The sequence below is a fragment of the Eisenibacter elegans DSM 3317 genome, from assembly GCF_000430505.1.
GTDB lineage: Bacteria > Bacteroidota > Bacteroidia > Cytophagales > Microscillaceae > Eisenibacter > Eisenibacter elegans.
Genome location: NZ_AUMD01000012.1, coordinates 431,226 through 455,328 on the forward strand (window position 1 = coordinate 431,226; position 24,103 = coordinate 455,328).

A 24,103-nucleotide genomic window follows, 5' to 3' on the forward strand; every position below is an offset into this window, starting at 1 on the left:
GAATTTAACGAGACATTAAGCCCGGGGAATGACTTTTATGACGGACAAGTCCCAATCTCTCTAACTAATTTTGATGGGGGATAATAGGGCTGAGTAGATGGTTTTATAGGCTTTTTGTCGAAATGTCTTATATTTGTACGATTCCCTTATCATCCAACTCTTGGCTATGAGGTGATTAGTTCCTTGTTGGCCTCTTTTTCAAAACAGATACCTCTATGTCTCTTGTGAACACAAGGCGGCAAGCGCCTATCCTACGCTTATTTTGGCTATTATTGATATGTTGGGCAGGCTTGGCTCAGAGCCTCTATGCTACCCACATCCGCGCCGGCGAAATCACCTCTAGGCGTACCTCGGGTACGGCGCTTTCCTATTGCTTTACAGTTACCCTCTATACCGACGATACTTCGCCGGTAGAAAGCTTTGAGCTGGTGCTCAATTTTGGCGACGGGACTACCGGCACAGCCTCCCGCATCAGCCAAGTAAGGCTGGGAAACCTGACCACAGTCAATGTGTATCAAGTTTGCCACACCTATGCCGGCCCAGGGGTTTATCGGGTATTCTTTGTAGAAGAAAACCGCAACGCGGGGGTCTTGAATATGTCCCAATCCGTAAATACACCGTTTTCGGTAGAATCACAGGTGGTGATAGACCCTTTTCTGGGTATCAACAATTCCCCTATCTTACTAGCGCAGCCCATCGATTTGGCCTGCATCGGACAACGTTATACGCACAACCCTGCTGCTTTTGACCCTGATGGGGACAGCCTCTCTTACCGGCTGACTATCCCCAAGCGCAGTGGCACAGAGACTGTCGTGGGATATTTAGACCCCGCAGACGTAACGCCAAGAGGCTCTTCGGAGGCCGGTGGTGCGCCTTCGTTTTCTATCAATCCCATCACCGGAACCATCACTTGGGACGCACCCAATGTGCCGGGCGAATACAACATCGCCTTTGTGATAGAAGAATGGCGCGGCGGCGTGCGTGTAGGCTTTGTAGTACGTGATATGCAAATCACCGTAACCGACTGCCGCAACCGCAGGCCGGAGGTTATCGTGCCCAACGATATATGTGTGCCTGCCGGCACACGCATTGAGGAGATTATCAGGGCGGTAGACCCTGACGGCAACCGCATCCGACTGACTTCTGAAGGGGGAGTATATGGCTCCCTCATCCAGCCTACAAGGGCTACGTTTACACCAGGGGCTACTCAACCCCAAAATTCACCCGCATCGGCTACTTTCGTATGGCAAACCAACTGTGTACACATTCGCCAAGAGCCATACCAAATTGTCTTTAAGGCCGAAGACGAGCCACCACCACCCCAATCACGCCGCTTGGCTGACATCAAGCCTTGGCGTATTACCGTAGTGGGGCCGGCACCTACCAACCTGACCGCAACACCTAGCGGCAGAAATATGATCCTCAATTGGGACAGTTATTCCTGTACCAATGCTTCTGAGCTGATTATCTGGCGGCGAGAGGGCTGCTCCGATTGGATACCGGCTGATTGTGAGATTGGGGTACCTCCCGAAAGAGGCTATGTCGAAATTGGACGTGTATCGGCCAATGCGACTACCTTTACAGACCTGACTACCCTCAAACGGGGGGTGCGCTACAGCTATCGCGTGTCTGCTACTTTCCCCGCACCCGCAGGCGGCGAAAGCTATGCTTCTAACGAAGCCTGTATGGCCGTGGCTATCGAAGCTCCCGTGATTACACAGGCCTCGGTAATACAAACTGGCACAAACGATGGGCGTATCAATATCCAATGGATTCGCCCGCCGGAGGGCACATTTACCCCCCCATACCGCTATGAACTGTATCGTGCCGAAGGGTTGACAGGAACGGATTATGCCCTAATCCAAACAATCAATGACCCTACGGGCGCGCAAGCAAACTTTAATTTTGAAGATACCGGACTCAATACCCAAGCGCTGGCCTACAACTATCAGGTGCGTTTCTTTAGTAATGCCGGAACGGTAGAAGAGGCCTCTGACCCAGCCTCCTCAGTGAGGCTAGAAGTGGCTCCTGCGCCCAGTAGCCTGCGCCTAGTTTGGCGCTATGAGGTACCTTGGTCTAATGTAGGAACACGACACCGGATTTTCAGGCGCATTGGAGGCAATTTTGTGCAGATAGACGAGGTAGAGGCTCGCGCCGGAAACGAACAGGTTTATGCCGACTTTGGTACTTTTGGCGATGAGCGACTCATCAATGGCCAGCAATATTGCTATAGGGTAGAAACAATTGGCACTTTTTCTAATCCTGTTATTCCGGTTGATCCTATCCTGAATTTCTCTCAGGAGTTTTGCGCCATCGCTGTAGATACTACCGCGCCTTGTCCGCCAATCTTGGCATTAGACTCTATCTTGTGTGAAGGTTTCAACGAACGTACCCCTTTGCGCAACCGCTTAAGCTGGCAAAAAGTCGTTACAGGCACGGTTGGTGGCCGTCAGTGTGCCGATGACATCGATTTCTACACCCTCTACTACAGCCCAACAGAGCCGGGTGAGTTTGTAGAGTTGGTGCGTACACGGGATCTCAATTTCATCCACGACAATATCAGCTCCCTTGCGGGTTGCTATGAGGTTACGGCCACCGACCTTTCGGGCAACGAAAGTCGACGGAGCAACCGGGTGTGCCAAGACAATTGCTTCCAGTATGAGCTGCCCAATGTCGTAACCCCCAACGATGACCAAACCAACGAACGCTTCAGGCCATTCCCTGGCTATCGGTTTGTAGAAAGTGTGCGGACAACCATCTACAACCGCTGGGGCTCGGTAGTATTTACGACCAATGACATCGAAATCAATTGGGATGGCAAAACCAATAATGGAACTCCAGTAGCACCAGGGGCTTACTTTTATTCTGCCGTCGTACGTTTCATCACCTTACGACCCGAACAAGCCGTACAGGAATTAAAAGGATGGATAGAGCTGATTCGATAATTATTTATTAGATTGACAATCGGGGATTTACGATGGATGATTTTAGATTGTCCATCGTCAATCTGAAATCGTCTATCGTACATCGTCCATTCCTAAACAAAGTGGATGAAAACTTGTGAAACAGCTTAGTTTTTCGGAATTTTGCGAACGCTTTAATAGCGATGCTATCTTTTCACTATTCTGATTAACATCAATGGATAAGAACCAAGCCATTGGGTTGGCTTTGATATTTGTGCTGTTGACGGTATACTTCCAATTCTTCGTACCACCACCAGAAGCAGCTCAAAACACAAACAACAAGCAAACTTCCCAACAAACCACCACTCAGGAACCACAACAACCTGTAGATACTTCTCAGAAAGATACAACTGCGCTTGTGCTGACCACAGACTCTGCCAAACAAGCACAGGCTGAATCAGCTTTAGGGGCTTTTGCACGCTTTGCTGAAGGCAAGGAGAAGCAAATCCTGTTGCGCAACGAGCACCTCTCCTTGGTACTCTCTTCCAAAGGAGGAAAGATAGCACAGGTAACCTTGCTAGACCACCTCGACCAAAACAAAAAGCACATACAGTTGCTTGACCCGCGCAATAACCAAATGGCGCTTTTGGTCCAAACCAAAACAGGTAAAAGCATCGACTTGTACAGCCTATACTTTGAGACCAGCGCCGCCGCCGAGGTCGTCGTTACCAAAGATAGCGCCACTGTCGTGTTCAGCCTTCCCCTAGGCAATGGCCAAGCTATAGAGCAAGTGTATACGCTCAAGCCTGATGCCTATACAGTAGACTATCACCTGCGCTTCAAAGGATTAGACAACGTGCTCAAGCCACAACCTGCCGAACTACAATGGGCGGCACAACTGCGCAATACCGAGCCAGACATTACCCAAACACGTAATCAAACGACAGTAAACTATTATACTGCTACAGGCAGCTTTGATTATCTTAGCGAAAGCGCTATGGATGCCAAGGAAGCGAAGCCTGAGCAAGCCCTACACTGGATTGCTTTCAAACAAAAGTTTTTCTCCTCTGCATTGATAGACTACCGCAAGGAGCTACAGCAAGCCAAACTCAACCAAGTAGGAGATGCAGATAACACCGAAATTCTCAAAACAGTAAGCGCATCTATCCAGCTTCCTTGGGAAACATTGAGCAAAGATGGTGGGCGCTATGCCTTCTTTTTCGGCCCCAACCGCTATTATGTCCTCCGTGATGTGAGTGATGGGTTTTATAAGAATGTTAACCTTGGCTGGCCGATTATCAATATCATCAGCCGGTTTGTCATTGTGCCGCTTTTTGCTTTCCTAGAAGGTGTTATTGGCAATTACGGCCTTATCATCATCGTACTGGTCTTTCTGATTCGTTTGGTGCTCCTGCCGCTTTCGTACCGTTCTTACATCTCTATGGCCAAGATGCGCGTAATCAAGCCCGAACTGGATGCCCTCAAGGAGCGCGTAGGTGACGATATGCAGGCAATGCAGCAAGAGCAGATGAAACTCTACCAACAGGTAGGCATCAACCCTCTCAGCGGATGTGTACCCGTACTCCTACAGATTCCGGTGCTCTTTGCGATGTTTACTTTCTTTCCTAATGCCATTGAGCTGCGCCAACAGGGCTTCTTATGGGCATCGGACTTGTCGGTATATGACTCTATACTTACACTGCCCTTTGCTATTCCTTTCTATGGCAATCACGTCAGCTTGTTTACCATCCTGATGACGGTATCGACCCTACTCGTAACGCTCTTCAATGCCGAAAACAGTCCTTCTGTCGATGGACCTATGAAGTCAGTACAGTATGTCATGCCAGTGATGTTCTTGTTCATCCTCAACTCCTTCCCTGCGGGTTTGAGCTTCTACTATTTGGTGTCTAACTTGTTTTCTATCGGACAGCAGTTTATCATTCGCCGATTTGTAGACGATGAAAAAATCAAGCTGATATTAGAAGAGAACCGCAAGAAGAACAAAAACAAGAAGAAGTCGGGCTTCCAGGAGCGACTCGAAGCTGCCATGAAAGCCCAAGAGAATATGAAGGGCAATAAGAAAGGCAAATAAGCCAAGTGTTTTTCAAATTACTACCTAAAACAAAAGCCACCCCGGCGTTGTGTTGGGGTGGCTTTTGATGTGCCTAGTGGTTTGTTTTATGCATGTGTTACTTCATACACGGATATTGCCAAGGTAGCCAAGCTGTGAGCGGGCTTAGTACATATGTTGACCACCATTGATAGCATAATTGGCACCAGTGATAAAGCCGGCCTTCTCAGAAGCTAGAAAAGATACTAGGTGGGCAATCTCCTCTGTGCCTCCCAAACGCCCCACAGGAATGCCCTCAATAATTTGGTTACGTACTTCTTCGGCCACAGCCATCACCATATCAGTCGCCACATATCCGGGCGAAATAGTATTGACTGTAATGCCTTTGCGAGCCGTTTCTACGGCCAAGGTTTTGGTAAAACCGTGCATCCCGGCCTTCGCTGCTGAGTAATTGGCTTGCCCAAACTGCCCTCGCTGCCCATTGACAGACGAGATGTTGATAATACGCCCGTAGTTACGGGTGCGCATCCCGTCGATAAGGTGGCGGCAGCAGTTGAACACGCTCGTGAGGTTGGTCGCAATGACGGCATCCCAGTCTTCTTTACTCATCTTATGGAAAGGGCGGTCGCGGGTAATGCCCGCATTATTGACCAATACGTCCACAGAGCCTATTTTTTCTTCTATTTCCTTGACCATCATGCCCACGCTCTCATAGTCTGAAACATTGCCCTGAAACATATCAAAAGTATATCCGGCAGCCTGTTGGGCTTCATACCATTTTTTGGCCTTGTCCGGATTGTTAAAATTAGCCGCCACACGGAAGCCCTCATCGTGTAGTTTTTGGCAAATGGCAGTGCCCAGCCCTCCGGTAGATCCGGTTACTAAGGCAATACGGCGGTTGTTGTTGTCCATGATTGTTGAGATTTAGGTGGATTACACTGACGGTGTAGATTGATTTGTGTTGATGCTAATTTATCTTGGAATTTTTTTATTTGCAATGATAAATGTCAGATTCCTGCTTATTAGCTATATATATTGAACAATAGCGCCAAGTCGGAACTTTGTAGGGGCTGAATATTGTTTTAGCTCTGAAATATTCGGTATGCCGAGCATTTTTACAGCCCAAGAAGAGCTGTACCAACCTTATTGCGAAAAGTATGACAAAAATTAAGGACAAAACCGTTTTGATTACCGGCGGAGCTTCCGGGATTGGGCGTTTGATGGGTGAACGTATGCTAGAGCGCGGCGCAGCCAAGCTCGTCATCTGGGATATCAACGATGCGATGATGCAAGAGGTAGCGGAGGCATTTCGAGCACGCCAGTGGGAAGTATATACTTACAACGTAGACGTATCAGATGTAGAAGCCATCCAACAAGCTGCCGCCGCCGTCGAAAAAGAAGTAGGCACGGTAGATTTGCTCATCAACAACGCCGGTGTTGTTGTCGGAAAAGAGTTTGTGGAGCATAGCCATCATGATATCGATTTTACGATGAGCATCAATACGGCTGCTCTGATGCATATTAGCTTGGCGTTTTTGCCTACGATGATTGCACAAGGATCGGGGCACATCATCAACATTGCCTCGGCGGCAGGGTTAGTATCTAACCCCAAAATGGCCGTCTATTGCGCCAGCAAATGGGCTGTGATTGGCTGGTCGGATTCCCTTTGGCTAGAGCTAAAACAGAAACATCCCGGCATAACAGTAAGCACTGTTACCCCTTATTATATCAATACCGGAATGTTTGACGGGGTACGCTCGCCTATCATTCCAATTATCTCGCCAGAGCTTGCCGTAGCCAAGATTTTGCGAGGTATTGAGCGCAACAAACGCTTTGTGCGCATGCCGGGCATTATCTACCTCTTGCCCTTGGTCAAGGGGCTACTCAGTGCCGGCCTGTTTGACTTAATAGTCGGCAAAGGAATGGGGGTATACAAAACAATGACCAACTTCAAAGGACGTAAAGCCACTCAGAAGACCGAGGTCAAAGCCTAAGCCACTATTGCCAAAAACAAAAATAAGCCACTTCCTAAAAAGAGTGGCTTTTATACTTTAGGCACTATACCTCATATAAGGCAGGCTGTACTGCTAAGGCTTAGGCAATGTTGTTTACCAAGCGAGTCAATTTAGACTTGTTGTTGGCAGCTTTGTTTTTGTGGATGACATTCTTACGAGCCAAGCGGTCAAGCATAGCAGACACCTTCTTCAAAAGGTCTTGGGCTTCGTTTTTGTCTTTGCTGTTACGCAACTTCTTGATAAAAGTGCGTGTGGTTTTCACTTGAAAGCGGTTACGCAAACGCTTTTTTTCGTTGGCACGAATTCTCTTTAGTGCGGACTTATGATTTGCCATTGCTCAATGAATATCTTCTGTGTATGAAAATTGGGTACTTGTTGCTTTTTAAGACCGCAAAGATAAGTGATGATATGTGAAAGTCAAAGGTTTTGCAGATAATTTCGCTGAAAATATTTGGTTTAGAGGCGAATACCTAGCACTGTGATATCATCGCGTTGTTCTTGTCCACGGCTGTGCTGCTCTAAGAAATGCAAGAGGCAGTGTCGTTGCTCGTCTGTGGGAATAGGGGTGATGACTTTGAGCAGCAGCTCAAACTGGCTTTTGCCAAGGCTATGCCGCTTGTCGTCAGGAGCATCCATATAACCATCGGTAGCCAAAAACAGCATATCGTCAGGAGCCAAGACAAGCTCGTTGTTTTCGAAGGGGTATTCGTCGGCCGTACGGATACTGCCAATCGAGCGGCGTATACCATCTATCCGGTGTAGATGGCCTCCTTGGGTATAATACAGTGGCTGTTTGGCTCCGGCAAACCGGATGTGTATGTGTGTAGGGTTGTCAACAGCAGGGCTAAGCGTACAGAAACTGATATCCATCCCTTCGCGGTGGCCTGTTTGGCCTACTCCTTGCGAAAGTGCCATCTGTACTTGGCGGTCTAGTTCTTCGAGTACGGTTGCCGGGTCAAATATTTCGTTGGTATTGACAATTTCGTTGAGCAGTGCGTAAGCAATCATACTCATAAAAGCGCCGGGCACACCGTGGCCGGTACAGTCAATTACAGCCACAAACCGCTGTGTGCCGATTTGGCTCACCCAATAAAAATCACCCGATACAATATCCTTGGGCAAATAAATGGCGAAATAGTCGCGGAAGGTCTCCCGCATACGGCTCTCAAACGGGAGCAATCCTTGTTGGATTACTTGGGCAGCCCGGATACTGGCGGTGATGTGTTCGTTGTTGCGTTCTATTTCTAGCTTTTGTGTCTCTATTTCGGCCTTTTGTTGGTTAATTTGTTTGTAGGCCTGTGCGTTTTTGAGTGCGATAGTGGTATAAATGGCAATATTGCGCAAGAGGTTGAGGTGATAATCTGTATAGGCACCTGTTTGTTTGCTCTGTACGCTAATCAGTCCAATGACCTGCTCCCCATCTATGAGTGGGAGGCAAATGATGGCATTGAGCAAATCGCCGGGTTTGTAGGCATCGAGGTCTGTAAAAAACCGTGAATACTGCGCTTGGATATCCGTCAAAAAAATCTCAGCTTTATTGAGAACACAATAATTAGAAAACCGTTGGCTATCAGTTACCTTTACTTTAAACCCGGGTACTTTTGTCCCCTCATAAAAATACAGTTCGTAGTTGAGGACCTTGTTTTCGGCATCATACACTCCAATAGCGACTTCATCTACATCCATCAAATCCCGCAAATTGACATAGACCGATTCAGCGATGCGTTCCAAGGAGAGGTTGGTGGTGATGCTTCGCCCAATACTACCTAGCAGGGTGAGGTTGTTGTTGGTTTCTTTGAGTGTTTCGGCCTGTTGAGCAATCTCTTTGTTCTTGTCTTTCAGGGTACGATTGGCCTGATTACGCAACCTGAACATAAAGAACAGCACCCCTACAATAATCAGTGTGAAGGCAATCGCCACTGTATAGATGCTGATATAGAGACTTTGGCGGTTTAGCTCTATATCTTTTTGTTGTAGAATGAAGCGGCTCATTTGCCCTTCCATTTTGAGCATTTCTACCTCCTTGCTGCCGCTACTGTCGTTGGCAATATTGCTGAGTAGTTCGTTGGAGTCTTCGCCGATATAGTTGGAGATAATGCGCCGGATAGCGAGGCCAAAATCACGGCTGTTGAGAAACGCGTTGAGTGGCTCGTCCCAATCGCTGTTTAGGGGCATAAAGAACGCCAAGCCCTCGTTACGACGACTGAATACCGGATGACGGCGGATATTAGCGCCTTTTTTTAGTTGCAACAAATAAGTAGGCAGTTGTAGATAGCCCCAATAATTAGGTTTTGTGCCAATGAGCCGCAACATCTCCTCCGAATTTGCTACAAGCTTGTAGGTCAAATCAGGAGCAAAGCCCTGTTGCATCTGTTGGAGATGTTTTTCGAAAGTAGAACCTTCGAGTGTAACGGCTTGTAGCTCGGGCAAACGGCGCAGAAACGCCTCTTCGTCGCTGATAAGTGGTACAGCTGCATTGCTGATAATTACTTCTATATCTGGCAGGTAGGGGGCTGTGAATTTAACTTCTTTGCGGCGTGCTTCGGTGATTGTAACCGCACCTGTCCCGATGGTATTGGTGGAGGCCGTTTTTACGGTCTCATAGAATGCCTGAAAGTCTTCGATAAGCTCCCACTGAAGCGTTAGGTTGGTTTGGTACTTTTCTCGCACAAAAGCGACAAAGGCTTGTAACAACTCATATTCAATTCCGGCCAAATCATTGCCCTGACGATACACGAAAGGGTCATCTTCGTTGTAGATGACTATGAGAGTTCCTTGTTTTTTTTCGGATACGCTGCGCCAAGTCCCTTCGGTTTGTTGCCCAAAAGCATCAACAGCAAAGACACAAAGTAGCATAAATACCCCAAAGGCAGAGGCAAAAAAAGATAATGTAAGGTTTCGATGCATAGGCGCTCTATATACTAAAAAGATAGTCAGTAGTTGTGCTGCAAAAATAGCGCAGATGTGTTATCAAACATAATGAATTTATTTGATTAATCTTGTTTTTCGTCAAAAAATCCAAAAAAACGATGCTTTTCAGCCAGTATACAATCTGTGTGAGTGCTAAAATACAGAGATTGCCAAAAATGGTAGATTGGGATATGGCAGGATTTTACGCGTTTTTAGTATGTGTATCCTACATCTTGACTAAGCTATTGGCAAGCACACAAAAATAATCACCTCAAAATCAAAGATTTGTTGGCTTAATGATTAATTTGCAACGTTGTTGCATTATTAAAATTTGGCTTGTTTGATTTTATTTTTTAGATTTGCCAAAAAATAAGTTAAACCAATTCGCATATATAATTTTTATGAAACGAATATACCTATACCTCCTCCTATTATGGTCATCTACTGTAGCCATTCAGGCTCAACAAACAGGCAGTATCAGTGGGCAAATATTGGGAGAAGACCAGCAGCCGTTGGTTGGAGTGGTAGTACAGTTGTTGCCCGGGCAAGGGGGGGCTGTTACAGATGCTCAGGGAAAGTTTTCCCTCACGCAAGTGCCTCTCGGTCAACACTCATTGCGCATCCGTATGGCGGGCTACAGCCCACAAACGCTGAGCTTACAGGTAAGCGCAGATAACCCCACCACCATAGCACCGATTGTATTGGCGGCTGACTGGCTGGGGTTGGATGCCGTAACGATAACCGCCACAAGGTATGAAACCGACCTTCAAGAAGCGCCAGTAGTGGTTAACCGGATTGACAGCCGGATTTTTGAAGCCACGCAGTCGTTAAGTCTCTTTGAAGGATTGAGCTTTTCGCCAGGGCTGAGGGTAGAAAACAATTGCCAAAACTGCGGCTTTTCTCAAGTACGGATGAACGGCCTTGGCGGCCCCTATACCCAAATCCTCATCAACAGCCGTCCCGTATTCAGTGCCTTGGTAGGGGTCTATGGTTTAGATTTGCTTCCAGCCAATATGATTGACCGTGTGGAGGTTACACGGGGTAGCGGCTCTGTGTTGTATGGGGGCAATGCCATCGCCGGCACGGTCAACATCATTACCAAGATGCCCGTCGAAAACAGCCTTCAAATAGGGACTACCCTCAACCTCATCGATGGCACTACTCCCGACCACGCCCTAAACGTCAACGGTACTTGGGTAACCCCCGACAAGCGTGCCGGAGTGAGTATCTATGGCTTTACGCGCCACCGCCAGCCCTTTGATGCCAATGCAGATGGGTTTTCGGAAATCACTGCACTCAACAACACCAGCCTTGGTGCAGATGCTTTTTTCAAACCTAATGAGCGCAACTTACTACGCTTGGGGATGTACCACTTGAGCGAACTAAGGCGGGGAGGAAATGCCTTTGACCGTCCTCCACATCAGGCAGATATAGCAGAACAACTACAGCACCGCATCAACGGAATCAACCTGAATTATGAGCGCTTTTCGGCAGATGGGCGACAAAAAATAGCGCTGTACTCCAGCCTCCAACATACCCAACGTAATAGCTATTATGGTACAGGCGGACGCATTATCGAAGAGGGCGAGCCTTTGACAGAAGAGGACTTGCTGGCGCTGAACGCCTATGGGCAAACAACAGACCTCGCCTTGGTCAATGGAGTACAGTTTACGCAGGCTTGGTCGCCACGCTGGGTACTGACACTGGGCAGCGAATGGCAATACAACGAAGTAGATGACCAAATGCCCGGCTATCGCCGCAGTATTGCGCAGCGGGTCAGTACTTGGGGGAACTATGCCCAACTAGAGTGGACACCTGTGGACAAGCTCAGCTTATTGGCCGGCGGGCGATATGATTGGGTTCATATTCAGGGGAAATACAATTTCCAAGACGAACAACTGATGGATACCCAAATACAGCAGGTGCTTGTGCCACGAGTTGCACTTGTCTACAAACCCACCCAAGCCCTGCGTTTGCGGACTGCCTACGCCCAAGGTTACCGTGCGCCACAGGCTTTTGATGAAGACCTGCATATTTCTATCATCGGTGGCGATGCAGTATTTACACGCCTAGCCCCCGACCTACAAACGGAGCGCTCCGAAAGCTGGACAGCCAGTGTTTCGTATGCCAAACGCCGCCGACAGACCCAGTGGAGTGTGTTGGCAGAGTTGTTTCATACTCGTTTGCGTAATCCTTTTATCACTGCCGACCTACAGGTGTTGCCAAGTGGTGTCAGTGTATTCACCAAACGCAATGGCAGCGGCGCAGTAGTACAGGGAGTCAATACGGAGCTGCAATGGGCGCACGGCAGCCGCTGGCAGCTACAATTGGGCGCAACCCTACAACAGGCCTACTACTTAGAAGCAGAGGAAATTTGGGCTCCCGAAACAATTACTGAGCTAAACGCCGGCGATGTGCTCGAAACTACCCAGCTCTTGCGAACGCCCAATCTGTATGGCTACAGCGTCCTCAATTGGCAGACTACTAGCGCATTGAGCTTGGCGCTCTCAGGGGTGTATACAGGCAGGATGGACGTGCCACACGTTATCGGTACTGCTGATGGGCGGACAGTCATCAAGCGCAGTCCTGACTTTATGGAACTAGGGCTAAAGCTAAATTATGATTGGACACTACAAAAAATTCAAACCCTATCTCTATCCTTGGGGGTGCAAAATATTTTCAACAGCTACCAGCGAGACTTTGATGTAGGAATTGACCGCGATGCGGATTATGTATATGGCCCGGCACGACCCCGCACCTTGTTTGTAGGGCTGAAATGGGGTTTTTAGCCCTGTTATTTGGATGAATAACCTAAATACCAGCACTAGTGACGATACTGGTGCTGGAAAAAAATCCATCACATCCTCACACACCGACGGACACACCAGTACAGGAAAGTACGCGAATGATGCCAAGCTTACCGAATCACTAAATCATTGTGAAATAGCCGCCAATCATTCTCCCATCACAAAAATACAGGGTAGTTTGTGTAAATTGGGTAGCTCAGCCTTCCAGGCTTCGAGTGTTTTGGTTCGTACCCAGCCGTCGGGGGCGGTCAAGTTACAAGCAATGCAAAGCAATGTTTGGGGGTGCCCAACGTGTAGCAATGTTTGAAGCATTGCTTGGTTGCGGTAGGGTGTTTCCATAAAAATTTGTGTTTGCCCTTCGCGTGTGGCGCGTTGTTCGAGTTGCCGTAGGCGTTTGCCACGCTCAGCCGCATCAATGGGTAGGTAGCCCTCAAACGCAAAACGCTGCCCCTGAAACCCAGAGGCCATCAAGGCCAGCACAATCGATGAGGGGCCTGTGAGGGGTACGACCTTGCGACCTTGCTCGTGCGCCCAACGGACAGCCAGCGCCCCGGGGTCGGCAATGCCCGGACAGCCTGCTTCTGACATAATGCCTATCGAAGCATCGGGCGGCACAGTGGCCAGCTGCTCTGCTAAGGTGTCGGCCTTGCTGCGCTTGTCTAAGATTTCAAAATGCAGGGTATCAATCACCACGCCGGTACGCAGGCTACTTATAAAGCGCCGCGCAGTACGCAGGTTTTCGACCCAGTAATATTGGGTATGTTGAACTACCTCCCGCACCAGCGGCGGCAATACGGCATCCTGCGTATCAGGAGCCAATACAGTGGGGATGAGGTAGAGAATGCCTTCGGCCATATATTTTTGGAGTTGTGTTAAGAGTTGGCGCTACTTACGCCTGCTTGCTCAAAAGAGGCCATTTCATTCAAAAGCAATATGGCTGATTGTAACAGAGGGAAAGCGGCGGCGGCACCGGAGCCTTCACCCAAGCGCATCCCAAGCTGTAACAGAGGCTTGGCCTCAAGGTGTGCCAATAGCAGGCGGTGCCCTTGTTCATCAGATTGGTGGGCAAACACACAGTAGTGCCGTAGCGCTGGATACATCTGTATGGCAGCCGTACAGACCGCCGTCGCGATGAAGCCGTCGATGAGGAGCAGAGCACCCTTGGCGGCAGCCTGTATCATTGCCCCTAACATTTGTACCATTTCAAACCCACCAAAAGTACGCAATGCTTCTGGCAGCGCATCAGGGGCAATGATGTCGCCCTGATAGCCGTGTGTTTGGAGGGCTTGTGCGAGGAGTTGGGTTTTGCGTGCCAGCCCTTGGTCGTCGAGGCCGGTACCCCTACCCACACAGTCAACTAGGGGGAAGCCCGTAAGCAAATGCATCCATAGAGCTGCTGCCGCTGTATTACCGATACCCATTTCGCCAAAGGCCACACAATTAGTGCCTTCGGCCAAGGCAGGGGTTACAGTAGCTGCGCCTTTTTCGAGGGCTTGCTGCCATTGCTGGGCGCTCATAGCCGGAGCTTCGAGGTAGTTGGCAGTGCCTTTGGCAATTTTTTGATGTACAATCGGCAAGGCTGTCGGAAAATCAGCAGCCACTCCTGCGTCTACAACTTGGAGTTTGATGCCGTGTTGGCGGCAAAGAACATTGATTGCCGCGCCATTTTGTACAAAATTATAGACCATCTGCGCCGTTACAACCGAAGGGTAGGCACTTAGGCCAGCATCAGCAGCGCCATGGTCGGCAGCAAAAACCCAAAGCGTAGGGTGTTGGAGCTTGGGCTGTAGGCTTTGCTGTACCCAAGCTATTTGGGCGGCTAGAGACTCAAGAGCCCCCAGAGCCCCTAGAGGTTTGGTTTTATGGTTAATCAGATGCCATACTTTAGGCAAAATTGCTTCGTCAGGCGGGAGGATTGTTAGCGAGGGAATCATTCGTGGATGTAGGGCTGTGGTGAAACCTTGCCGGGTATTGTATCCCGGCAAGAGTGTAGAAACATTAGAAAGAAAACGAATAGTAGCCGCGAGTACCGTCCTTGGTCATCCCCTCTAGGGTTACCTTGCCACCGATGCGGCTGAGGATTTGCTCTACCTCTTGGGGTTGGCTGACAGGGCGGTTATTGATGGCCGTGATGATAAAGCCCTCTTGCAGGCGTAGGCGGGCAAAAAGCCCCCCTCGTATTTTTACGATGCGCACCCCTGAGTTGAGCCCCAGCTTGTCGCGTTCTATTTTAGAAACTGGTTCGAGGTCTGCGCCCAACGATTCGGCAGTAAATATTTCTTGCTTGAGGATGTCGGTAGTGCCGTCGCGGTTTTCGAGCAACAGGGTTATTTCTTGGTTGTTGGTGCCGCGTTTGTAGAGTACCTTTACTTTATCGCCGGGGCGGTAATAGCTCAAGTGTTCTTCAAAAGTGCTTTTGCCCAACACCGGATCATCATTGATTTGCAAGATAATGTCTCCGGCTTGCAGCCCTGCACGTTCTGCGGCTCCTTTGCTTTGAACACTCGTCACCAAGGCTCCTTGGTAGTTATCGAGCTTGAGCTTGAAACGTTCTACTTTTTCATTGTCAATATCATCGACACTCACTCCGGCAAAAGCCTTCTGGACACTGCCATACTTGATGAGGTCATTGAAAACCTTGGCCACAATATCAGACGGCACAGCAAAGCCATACCCGTTATAAGCACCTGTACGGGAAAGGATGGCTGTATTGATGCCCACAAGCTCACCTTGGAGATTGACCAGTGCCCCGCCGCTATTGCCGGGGTTGATAGCCGCATCGGTTTGGATAAACGACTCTAGGGGGAAGGAACCGCCCAAGAGCTGGATGTTGCGCCCCTTAGCACTGACGATTCCCGCCGTTACGGTAGAGGTGAGGTTAAAGGGATTGCCTACGGCCAATACCCATTCGCCTACTTTCAGCGCTCGCGAGCTGGCCAAGCGGATGTTGGGCAAGTTTTTACCTTCTACTTTCAGGATGGCCAAATCAGAAGAGGGGTCTGTGCCGACTACCTTGCCGCTGTATGATTTTTTCTCGTGAATGACCTCTATACGCTGTGCGTTCTCAATCACGTGGTAGTTGGTTACGATATAGCCATCGGCAGTAAAAATCACCCCCGAACCAGAGCCGAGCACACTCCGACGGCCACCTCCACCGCCAAAGAAAAACTCGAATAAATCATAAGAGTTGTATTGCTCATCCGAAACAGTCTTGATATATACTACGCTTCGGGTACTAATTTCGGAGGCTTTTACAAAATCATCGCTGAGAACACTGAGTGCCTCAGGGTTTTTGGCAGCTCTGACATTGGACTCATAAACAGCGTCTAGCTCGTCTATATTGCTAGGGGGTGTTGAGGAGCCAAAATACCAAAAGCTCAACACTAGAGTGGCTCCCAAAATACCGGAGCCAAAGCCTATACCTGAGAGGTAGAATAGTTGTTTGTTGAAAAATGTGTTCATTTTTTTATGGTTTTTGCTAAATATGTATCTAAAAGGGTGTTGTGTCAAGGACAAAATAGCACTCTTGTCTAATCTAAGAAGAGGTTTTTTTGAATCATAAACACAATGCTCCAAACACGCCGGAATGGAGCGCCATTGTCTAACACAAGACTGGTTGTTGAAAAATACACACGGAGCTTTTAAGGCAAAGGTATAAATTTTGTTGATTTTTAGCGAACCACACACCCAATGGGTCTGCGGAAAGGGGTCTGGATGAGCCTTCCGGCCAATACATCGGCGATTGCTTGCTCTAAGAAAGGGGTATTTTCTTTACGAGCACGGTTAAGCCGTTCATCTAGGCTGCCTTGGTATTTGACCATCCAAACCCCGCGCTGATATTGTATGAGTACACACTCTGGTGTCTTCTCTATTTTGAGTGCTTGACATAAGCGCCCATCTTCGTCGTATAACAGTGGGACGTTGGGCGGGTAAATGTCTGGAGCAAATTGTTGGGTACTGATAAATACCCAACCTACTTGGCTGTATTGGCGGCTGACATCTACAAACCAGTCTTGGTAGAGCTTGTCATAGGCGCATTCGGGGTTGCTAAAAATCAAGACCACACAAGCCTTGTCATTGTATTGGTTCAAAGCCCAGCGCTGACCGCCTTTGCGTAGCTCTGGAGCGCTAAAGGCCTCTATTTTGGTGTTGACTGTGGTTTGGGCTTCAAGCCCGAAGCTCCAAAGCAAACTACTCCAAAGCCAAAGTAATAAGTATTGTTTTCGCATAGCATTTCTTCATTAACATACACTTGTGGTAAGGCATCGCCCTAAAATTATTGCTTATGTAACGGGAATGAGCTGCTATAAGTTTTCGACAAACCCCTGTGAATCAGTAGACCAGTGATACCCAACTATCGACCAACCGGAAATATTGCCATTGGTAGAGCTGTGTTTCTTCTTTTTGGAGCAACAGGATATGGTGTGTGCCTTGCTGTGTGTGTGCATCGAGCACGAAATAAGGAATATGTAGTTGGGTGGCAAAAGCCAACGCTTTTTTGCCATAACATTTGTAGAGTGCTTCCTTGGCCGTCCAGCATAGGGTGAGGGTATCGAGGTTTTGCGCTGCATATGCTTGTTCTTGTGGGGAGACAAACTTGTGTTGGATGCGTTGTAGCTGCGGGCGTGGTCGTTCCAAATCAACCCCGATGGCTCCGACGAAGCTCAGCGCACAAACCGCCAACCCATCGTGATGGCTCAAGGAGATTTGCAGGTGGGGCTGCCCCAAGAGCGAGGGTTGTTGTGTGGGGCTTTTCACAATGCCACCATAGCTGATACCCAACATCTCACAAATCGCCTGACAGGCGTGCCTAGCGGCCAAGAAGGTCTGTTGTCGGGTAGGATGACGCAACTGCTCCCACTGTTGTTGGTCGTCGGGGCTGAGCGTCAAGCCGGCCAAGAGGTCTGCCCAAGAGTCGGTATTGGCCAATTGCCAAACGGCGAGCCATCTATCAGGGGCGGGTGTATCGATTGTAATCAGAGGCATAGGCTGTTTGGAAGCTATAAAAGAGTGAAACACATTGAAAATACATATCCAAGTTATATGCCGCCGGATATTTTTGGAAAAGCAGCTCGGAGCTTCAGCTTCGAGACAAGCTGAGGCCTCATTTTGGAGTAAAATGAGACTAAGCCCATAGTTTTAGCTTTGGGATTTGAAAAATGTCCAGTGGCGTGTCCAAGTCAGATATTTGCCCGAACACCGTGTAGGGATACTTGGTATATCGGCCAATATGCCTACATCGCTTTCCCCCAATGCAAATCTAAAAAAAACCGAGGGTCGAAGGGCTTTTTAGGACAATTCCTTACTTTTGTTCCGCTATCCCTTTTTTTGACTATTGCCAAATTTATGTCTACCCAAACCACTACCCATAAACTTCCTTCGTTCTTGGCTCCCTTGGCCAAGCGCATAGGGGAGGCCAATACCCGCTTGTTGGGGGTTCATTTGCTTGTCATAGCTGCCTTGGCTTTGTTGAGCTTGGTGTATAACTATCCGTTGCTCGAAGGCAAGGTGATGCTACAGTCGGATGTGGTTCAGGCTACCGGCGCTGCTCAAGAACTCAAAACATACCGAGAAGCAACGGGCAAAATAGCTCTTTGGACCAACGGAATGTTTAGCGGAATGCCAGCCTATCAGATTATGATGGACTATCCCAAGAGCTTGACCATCAAGGTCGGACGATTTTTGAGCTATTTATTGCCGGAGCCAGCCAATGTTGTGTTTGTATATCTCTTGGGTTTTTACCTGATGGGGGCAATACTAGGGTATCGTTGGTGGGTAGCTTTGTTGGGAGCCTTTGCCTTTGCTTTCAGTACCTACAATATCATTAGTATCGAGGCCGGCCATATTTCCAAAGCCTTAGCCATAGGCTTTGCGCCCCCGATGATTGGGGCTATCATCCTCGCATATCGTAAAAACGCTCTTGTAGGGGCAGCACTTGCCGCGTTATTTGCCTCTATAGAGCTATATACCAACCATATACAGATAACTTATTATGCCGTACTTGCCGTAGGGCTGTATGTCTTGTTTGAGTTAGCTTGGGCTTTGATGGATGAGCAGCGGGGGCAGCGCTTACAACAGTTTGCCAAGGCCTCGGCCTTGTTGTTGTTGGCCGGAGGCCTGGCCATAGGCTCGCAAGCCTCTAGGCTTTGGGGAGCCTATGAGTATACCGCTCAAACGATTCGGGGCAAAACCGAACTGACACCCCTCAATGCCAATAGCGGTGAAAGTGCCAATGGGCTTTCCAAAGAGTACGCTTTTCAGTGGAGCCACGGCGTGGCCGAAACACTTACGTTTATAGTGCCTAATTTTTATGGCGGAGCTTCTGGTGGAAACCTCAGCACCAAGTCCAATATGTACAAAACCCTTACATCGCGTGGTGTACCCGAAGGTACAGCTGCTGATTTTGTAGAGCGCCTACCGCTGTATTGGGGCGATATGCCTTTTACTTCGGGGCCGGCCTATATGGGCGCTGGGCTGATGTTTTTGTTTGTATTGGGCTTCCTTATCAGCAAAGACCGCCTGCGTTGGTGGGTGCTCAGTGTGGTATTGCTCTATACCTTGATTGCGCTTGGCAAAAACTTTGCTGCGTTCAACTACCTGCTCTTCGACTACCTGCCTTTGTTCAATAAATTCAGGGCCGTAACTATGATTTTATCCTTGCTGCCTATCTTCTTGGCTTGGATGATGATGTTGGGCATAGAACAAGTGATTTTGATAGCGCAACCAGCCACTACTGAGCCAACCAACAAAGCGACCAAGGTACGCGTCAGTCCTGCCAAGCCAGCACTTACACCCCGGCAATTGGCCGTAGCCCAGCAAGTAGTGATTGTGGGCGCTGTTTTCGGTGGGTTTTTGCTCTTGGTGGCCTTTGTGGCCAAAGGGATGTTGAGCTATATAGGGCTGGGGGATGAGCGGTTTTTAGCCAGTCTGACCCAAAGCGCAGGGCCGGAGTTTGCCCAAGAGTTGATGCGCGCCCTGCGTAGCGACCGCGCCGACTTGATGAGTAGTGATGCGTTGCGTTCACTTATTTTCGTGTTGGCAGCGGCAGGGGTATGCTGGCTTTGGCTGCGCCAACAGCTCAACTATACCTGGAGTGCCGTGTTGTTGCTTGCTATTGTGTTGATAGACTTATGGGGCATAGACCGTCGGTATCTCAATGCTGATAGCTTCCGTACACGCAGCGAGGTACGCCAAGTATTGGAGCGTAAAACACCTGCCGATGAGCAGATTCAACAAGACAAAGACTTGCATTATCGCGTACTCAATCTGACCACTGACCCTTTCCAAGATGCAACCACTTCGCTCAATCACAGGTCTGTTGGAGGGTATCACGGTGCCAAGCTGCGCCGCTATCAGGATTTGATAGAGCGTCATTTGCAAAATGAGTTGCGTACAGCCTTTACACTCCTGCAAACACGAGGGACACTCCAAACACAAGCCCAAGACAGCCTTCAGTTGCGAGTGCTCAATATGCTCAATACCAAATACTTGCTTGTCGGAGCGCAAAGTGGGCAAACCACAGTAGTCAAAAACCCGATGGCCTTAGGCAATGCGTGGTTTGTGGAAAAATATAACATTGCCCGAAATCCAGACGAAGAGATTGCTTTGCTCTATCAACTGGACACCCGCCGTGAGGCAGTAGTAGATGAGCGCTTCAAAACGCTTTTGCCTGCCGAGCTCAAATCAGACGCACAGGCGCGTATCGACCTCAAATCATACCAGCCTGATGAGTTGGTATATGAAACCCAAGCAGCCAGCCCTCAATTAGCGGTGTTTTCGGAGATTTATTACGAACCGGGCTGGCAGGCCTATCTCAATGACAAGCCCGTTCCTCATCTACGTGCAAACTATGTACTGAGGGCCTTGCCTGTCCCGGCTGGGAAGCATAAGGTCAGCTTCCGTTTCGAGCCTAAGTCTTATTACATCGGCTCACAAATAGACCTCGTGTGTTCTATACTGCTCTTCCTGGGGCTGGGGCTGGTAACTTGGGTACAATTGCGCAAGGAAACTGACGAATAAAATACTTTACAATCAAGTAGGTCTTGGTACAAAAAAGCAGCGCGCTTCCATTACTTTGGAGCAAATCCTTCGCGGTAGGTTTGTAAAGCTATCGCGAAGAAGATTTTTAATGACTTTCGCACCTAAATCACAGAAGACCTCCAGTATTCACAAATCCCCTCCTGATTTATTAATGAAAAATGCCCTTCGTGCTCAGATACACATATTTTTTACGGCACTTATGTTCTATACCCGCATTCCTTGCCCTTCGTGGGTAACACATTCTGCCGAATATCTCAACAAAGCGACAGTATACTTCCCTGTTATTGGTTGGATTGTGGGTGGGGCGGCTGCCTTAGTTTTTGTGGCTGCTCAAGGAGTTTGGGGAGGGTTGGTGGCTGTGGTGTTGAGTACGATAGCGACTATCTGGATTACCGGTGCTTTTCACGAAGACGGCTTTGCCGATGTGTGTGATGGTTTTGGCGGAGGCTGGACCAAGATGCGCATTCTAGAAATTATGAAGGACTCCCGTGTGGGGGCTTTTGGTGTAATCGGAATGATAGGGATGTTGGGGCTGAAGCTGGCTACTCTTTATGAGCTACAGCAAATGGTCTATCTGCCACCTTGGCTCATCATAGGCCACACCCTGAGCCGCTACACGGCGGTCTGTTTGGTTGCTACCGACGAGTATGTCCGCGAGAACGACGATGCCAAGGCCAAACCCATTGCCAAAGGAATGGGTAAGAAAGATTGGTTTTTTGCCACTTTGCTGGCCTTAGTACCCGTAATATGGGCTGTGAGTGGTTTATGGCCTGTTTGGGCGCTATTGGCGGTGCTCGTCTTTGGGGTTTGGTTGATGATGGGGCGCTATTTTCGCAAGCGCATTGGTGGCTATACCGGCGACTGCCTTGGCGCTACCCAGCAGGTAGCCGAGGTAGTGATTTATCTTGGGCTGCAAGCCTTATTCACACACAAATGGCTCTTAGTCTGATGATGACTACAGATGCCCCTCCTTTGGTCTCCATCCTGTGCTTGTGTTACAATCAGGCCGCTTTTGTGGCCGATGCTTTGGCCGCTGTCAAAGCTCAAACCTACCCACATTGGGAGTTGCTTATTGCCGATGATGCCAGCACCGATGGTAGTGCCGAACGCATCGCCCAAGTGATAGCAGATTGGCACAAAGAGCCTGTGCTACAGCGCGTTTTTTTTGAAGCCCAAACAGCCAACAAGGGACACTGTACCACATTCAATGCCTTATTGGCCAAGGCCAAAGGCAAATACATCGTTGACCTTGCTGCGGACGATTGGTTTACTCCAACAAGAATTGCCAATCAGGTGGCATTTTTTGATACCTTGTCAGAGGATTATGGCCTGATTTTTAGCAATGCTGCTTTGGTCGATGCCCAAGGGCGCTTGTTACGCTATCATTATCCTATCAATGCCGACGGACGTAGCCGGCTATCTATTCCTCAAGGCTGGGTATATGAGGAGGTGCTGAGGCGCTACTTTATCTGCACTCCTACGATGATGATGCGCCATACGATGCTCCAAGCTTTGGGAGGCTATGATGCAACACTGAGCTACGAAGACTTTGATTTGTGGGTAAGAAGCAGCCCAAACTATGCCTATGCCTACCTTGATGAAATCACGACCTACAAACGTCAGCTCCAAAACGCAGCTTCCAAGCGGTTTTATTTTGATATTCCGTCTAATCGTTATCAGTACGATACTTGGCGGGTATGCCGCAAAGCTCAAGCCCAAAACCAAACGCCAGCCCAAAACACAGCTTTGGCACAAGGGGCTCGTTATTATCTCAGGTTGGCATTTTATACCCGACAATGGGGCTTGGTCAGGCGTTGGGCCTTGATGTTAAGGCAGTTGGAGGCTTTAGGCTTTTTAGAGCGCTGGATTTGCTGGGCGGCCTCCAACAAGGTATCCGTACATTATTGGTATCGCCTTTACTTACGCTGGAGGTATGGGCAGCAATGAGGCTTCAAGCCTAATACAAATAGGGAACAACACAACACCACGGGATATTTTTGGTTTTTGTCGTGGGTATCTTCCCCCCTATTCTTGACGCATGTCTAACCGCGAAGAACGCAAAGGCGCATCCATATTTCAGGTTTTATACTCAATCAAAATTGGTTGGGGAAATGTGTCCGCTGAAAATCCTTCATAATCAAGAAAATCAAACCCTGAGCATCCTCAAATCTTGTCAATCTTGGTATAAAAAACAGGATTTACCAAGTATTGGTACGAGATTGGCTTACACCAAGCCTCAAGGAGGTTGTCTGCTGTGTTTCGTGCGGTAGTGTCATAGACTCGTGTTGGGGGGTATACGTAATCTGCTGTTCTAGGGGCAAGGACACCAGCTTTTTGGGTAGTCGTAGCCCCAACATACACTTGAAATGCCCCTTAGGACATTGGTTGTACCCAATCTTGGAGCAGGGGCGGCAGTTAAGTGTTAGGTTTTCGATAGACACAAAGCTGGTCTTGTAGGGGTACATCCCCAAGGCTGGAGTCGTATTCCCCCAGATAGCATAGATAAATTTCTTGTAGGCAGCAGCAATGTGCATTAGCCCGGTATCGTGTGTAAAGACCACTTGCGACTGTCTGACAACAGAGGCCGCTTGATTGACACTATATTCTCCGCAGGCATTATACACCCTCTCAGCCACTTGTGGATGTGTTTGATATAAGGCTTCCATCACATGCTTGGCCGTAGCCATTTCTTCTTTGCCCCCCAGCAAAATGATAGGCATTGGGATTTGTATACAAAACTCCAGTACCTTTTCTATCGGAAGCCGCTTGGTATAATGCCCTCCACCAATCACAAACGCCGCATAACCTTGTTGGAATAACACAGGAAATTCCGACAGCGGTACTTCGTGGTGAGGCGTTATGAAGTAGTCTAGCCCTTGATGATCATTCTGAACACCCAGAAAAGCTACAGTCTGCATATACCGGTCCACGATATGTGTTTTGGGCATCCAGTTGATTTTGGTGTTCACATACAGCCATTTCTGCACATTCAGCTTCTTGAGGGTCTTGTGGGGCTTGTTTAGCGCCATTTTGATACGAAAGCTTCTGAAGTTATTGTGCAAATCAATGACATAGTCAAAATTTTCGGCTTGCAGCCGCTTGATAGTATTTTTGATACAGCCGTTGAGAAGGTGTATTTTGTCGATGTAGGGGTTGTGAGCCAGGAGGTCGTGATATTGCTCTTTGGTGCAGAAGTGGATCTCTACTTGGGCTAATTGCTGCTTGAGGCATCTTACAACAGGGCTTGTCAGCACAATATCGCCCATAGAAGAGAGGCGTATGATGAGTATCTTTATGGGGTGCATAGGCCGGGGTGTTGTCGTGTTCAAAGGTTGGATAGTATGATTTTTACGAATA

16 protein-coding genes are annotated in these 24,103 nt (G+C 48.6%); 7 read left to right on the forward strand and 9 right to left on the reverse strand.

Annotation, left to right across the window (positions count from 1 at the left end; all coding sequences use genetic code 11):
- Positions 1–215 precede the first annotated feature (215 nt).
- Together G499_RS0105470 and yidC are read left to right on the forward strand one after the other, a co-directional pair.
- The gene (locus G499_RS0105470) at positions 216–2,945 is read left to right on the forward strand and encodes a T9SS type B sorting domain-containing protein (protein WP_051295934.1); all 2,730 of its coding nucleotides are present in this window, start codon (positions 216–218) and stop codon (positions 2,943–2,945) included.
- Between the two features lie 193 nt (positions 2,946–3,138).
- Positions 3,139–4,995, forward strand: coding sequence for a membrane protein insertase YidC (gene yidC / locus G499_RS0105475; protein WP_026999112.1), 1,857 nt, complete (start codon positions 3,139–3,141; stop codon positions 4,993–4,995).
- 144 nt (positions 4,996–5,139) lie between these two features.
- Here the strand turns inward: yidC and phbB are convergent, their stop codons facing one another.
- On the reverse strand, positions 5,140–5,886 hold the full coding sequence (gene phbB / locus G499_RS0105480) for an acetoacetyl-CoA reductase (protein WP_026999113.1): 747 nt from the start codon (positions 5,884–5,886) through the stop codon (positions 5,140–5,142).
- Between the two features lie 245 nt (positions 5,887–6,131).
- Here phbB and G499_RS0105485 point away from each other — a divergent pair, with 245 nt between their 5' ends.
- Positions 6,132–6,968 carry an SDR family oxidoreductase gene (locus tag G499_RS0105485; protein ID WP_026999114.1) on the forward strand — a complete coding sequence of 279 codons (837 nt, stop codon included), beginning with the start codon at positions 6,132–6,134 and terminating at the stop codon, positions 6,966–6,968.
- A 100-nt stretch (positions 6,969–7,068) separates the two neighbouring features.
- Here the strand turns inward: G499_RS0105485 and rpsT are convergent, their stop codons facing one another.
- The gene (rpsT, locus tag G499_RS0105490) at positions 7,069–7,323 is read right to left on the reverse strand and encodes a 30S ribosomal protein S20 (protein ID WP_026999115.1); all 255 of its coding nucleotides are present in this window, start codon (positions 7,321–7,323) and stop codon (positions 7,069–7,071) included.
- 122 nt (positions 7,324–7,445) lie between these two features.
- Positions 7,446–9,896, reverse strand: coding sequence for a SpoIIE family protein phosphatase (locus tag G499_RS0105495; protein ID WP_026999116.1), 2,451 nt, complete (start codon positions 9,894–9,896; stop codon positions 7,446–7,448).
- A gap of 404 nt (positions 9,897–10,300) precedes the next feature.
- On the opposite strand from G499_RS0105495, the gene G499_RS0105505 reads away from it, so the two are divergent.
- On the forward strand, positions 10,301–12,688 hold the full coding sequence (locus G499_RS0105505) for a TonB-dependent receptor (protein WP_026999117.1): 2,388 nt from the start codon (positions 10,301–10,303) through the stop codon (positions 12,686–12,688).
- Between the two features lie 165 nt (positions 12,689–12,853).
- On the opposite strand, the gene G499_RS0105510 is transcribed toward G499_RS0105505, so the two are convergent.
- The 5 genes from G499_RS0105510 to G499_RS20930 all read right to left on the reverse strand — a co-directional run bounded on the left by G499_RS0105510 (position 12,854) and on the right by G499_RS20930 (position 17,692).
- The gene (locus G499_RS0105510; protein ID WP_026999118.1) at positions 12,854–13,561 is read right to left on the reverse strand and encodes an SAM-dependent methyltransferase; all 708 of its coding nucleotides are present in this window, start codon (positions 13,559–13,561) and stop codon (positions 12,854–12,856) included.
- 17 nt (positions 13,562–13,578) lie between these two features.
- Positions 13,579–14,640, reverse strand: coding sequence for a nicotinate-nucleotide--dimethylbenzimidazole phosphoribosyltransferase (gene cobT, locus G499_RS0105515; RefSeq protein WP_035726585.1), 1,062 nt, complete (start codon positions 14,638–14,640; stop codon positions 13,579–13,581).
- 64 nt (positions 14,641–14,704) lie between these two features.
- Positions 14,705–16,168: a trypsin-like peptidase domain-containing protein gene (locus G499_RS0105520; RefSeq protein WP_026999120.1), complete on the reverse strand. Its 1,464-nt coding sequence runs from the start codon at positions 16,166–16,168 to the stop codon at positions 14,705–14,707.
- 209 nt (positions 16,169–16,377) lie between these two features.
- Positions 16,378–16,935 (reverse strand): thioredoxin domain-containing protein, encoded by a 558-nt coding sequence (locus G499_RS0105525; protein WP_026999121.1) that lies wholly within the window; start codon positions 16,933–16,935, stop codon positions 16,378–16,380.
- A 103-nt stretch (positions 16,936–17,038) separates the two neighbouring features.
- Entirely contained in the window at positions 17,039–17,692 is a 654-nt protein-coding gene (locus G499_RS20930) for a 4'-phosphopantetheinyl transferase family protein (RefSeq protein WP_051295935.1), read from the reverse strand.
- 360 nt (positions 17,693–18,052) lie between these two features.
- Between G499_RS20930 and G499_RS0105535 the strand changes: the two genes are divergently transcribed.
- From G499_RS0105535 to G499_RS0105545, 3 genes are all read left to right on the forward strand, one after another.
- Positions 18,053–20,725, forward strand: coding sequence for a YfhO family protein (locus G499_RS0105535; protein ID WP_051295936.1), 2,673 nt, complete (start codon positions 18,053–18,055; stop codon positions 20,723–20,725).
- Positions 20,726–20,897: 172 nt separating this feature from the next.
- Positions 20,898–21,695, forward strand: a complete 798-nt coding sequence (locus G499_RS0105540; protein ID WP_026999123.1) for an adenosylcobinamide-GDP ribazoletransferase — start codon at positions 20,898–20,900, stop codon at positions 21,693–21,695.
- Positions 21,695–22,693 carry a glycosyltransferase gene (locus tag G499_RS0105545; RefSeq protein ID WP_051295937.1) on the forward strand — a complete coding sequence of 333 codons (999 nt, stop codon included), beginning with the start codon at positions 21,695–21,697 and terminating at the stop codon, positions 22,691–22,693. The genes G499_RS0105540 and G499_RS0105545 overlap by 1 nt, the downstream gene beginning before the upstream one ends.
- 251 nt (positions 22,694–22,944) lie before the next feature.
- On the opposite strand, the gene G499_RS18855 is transcribed toward G499_RS0105545, so the two are convergent.
- Entirely contained in the window at positions 22,945–24,051 is a 1,107-nt protein-coding gene (locus G499_RS18855; protein ID WP_081413662.1) for a glycosyltransferase family 9 protein, read from the reverse strand.
- Between the last annotated feature and the right edge of the window lie 52 nt (positions 24,052–24,103).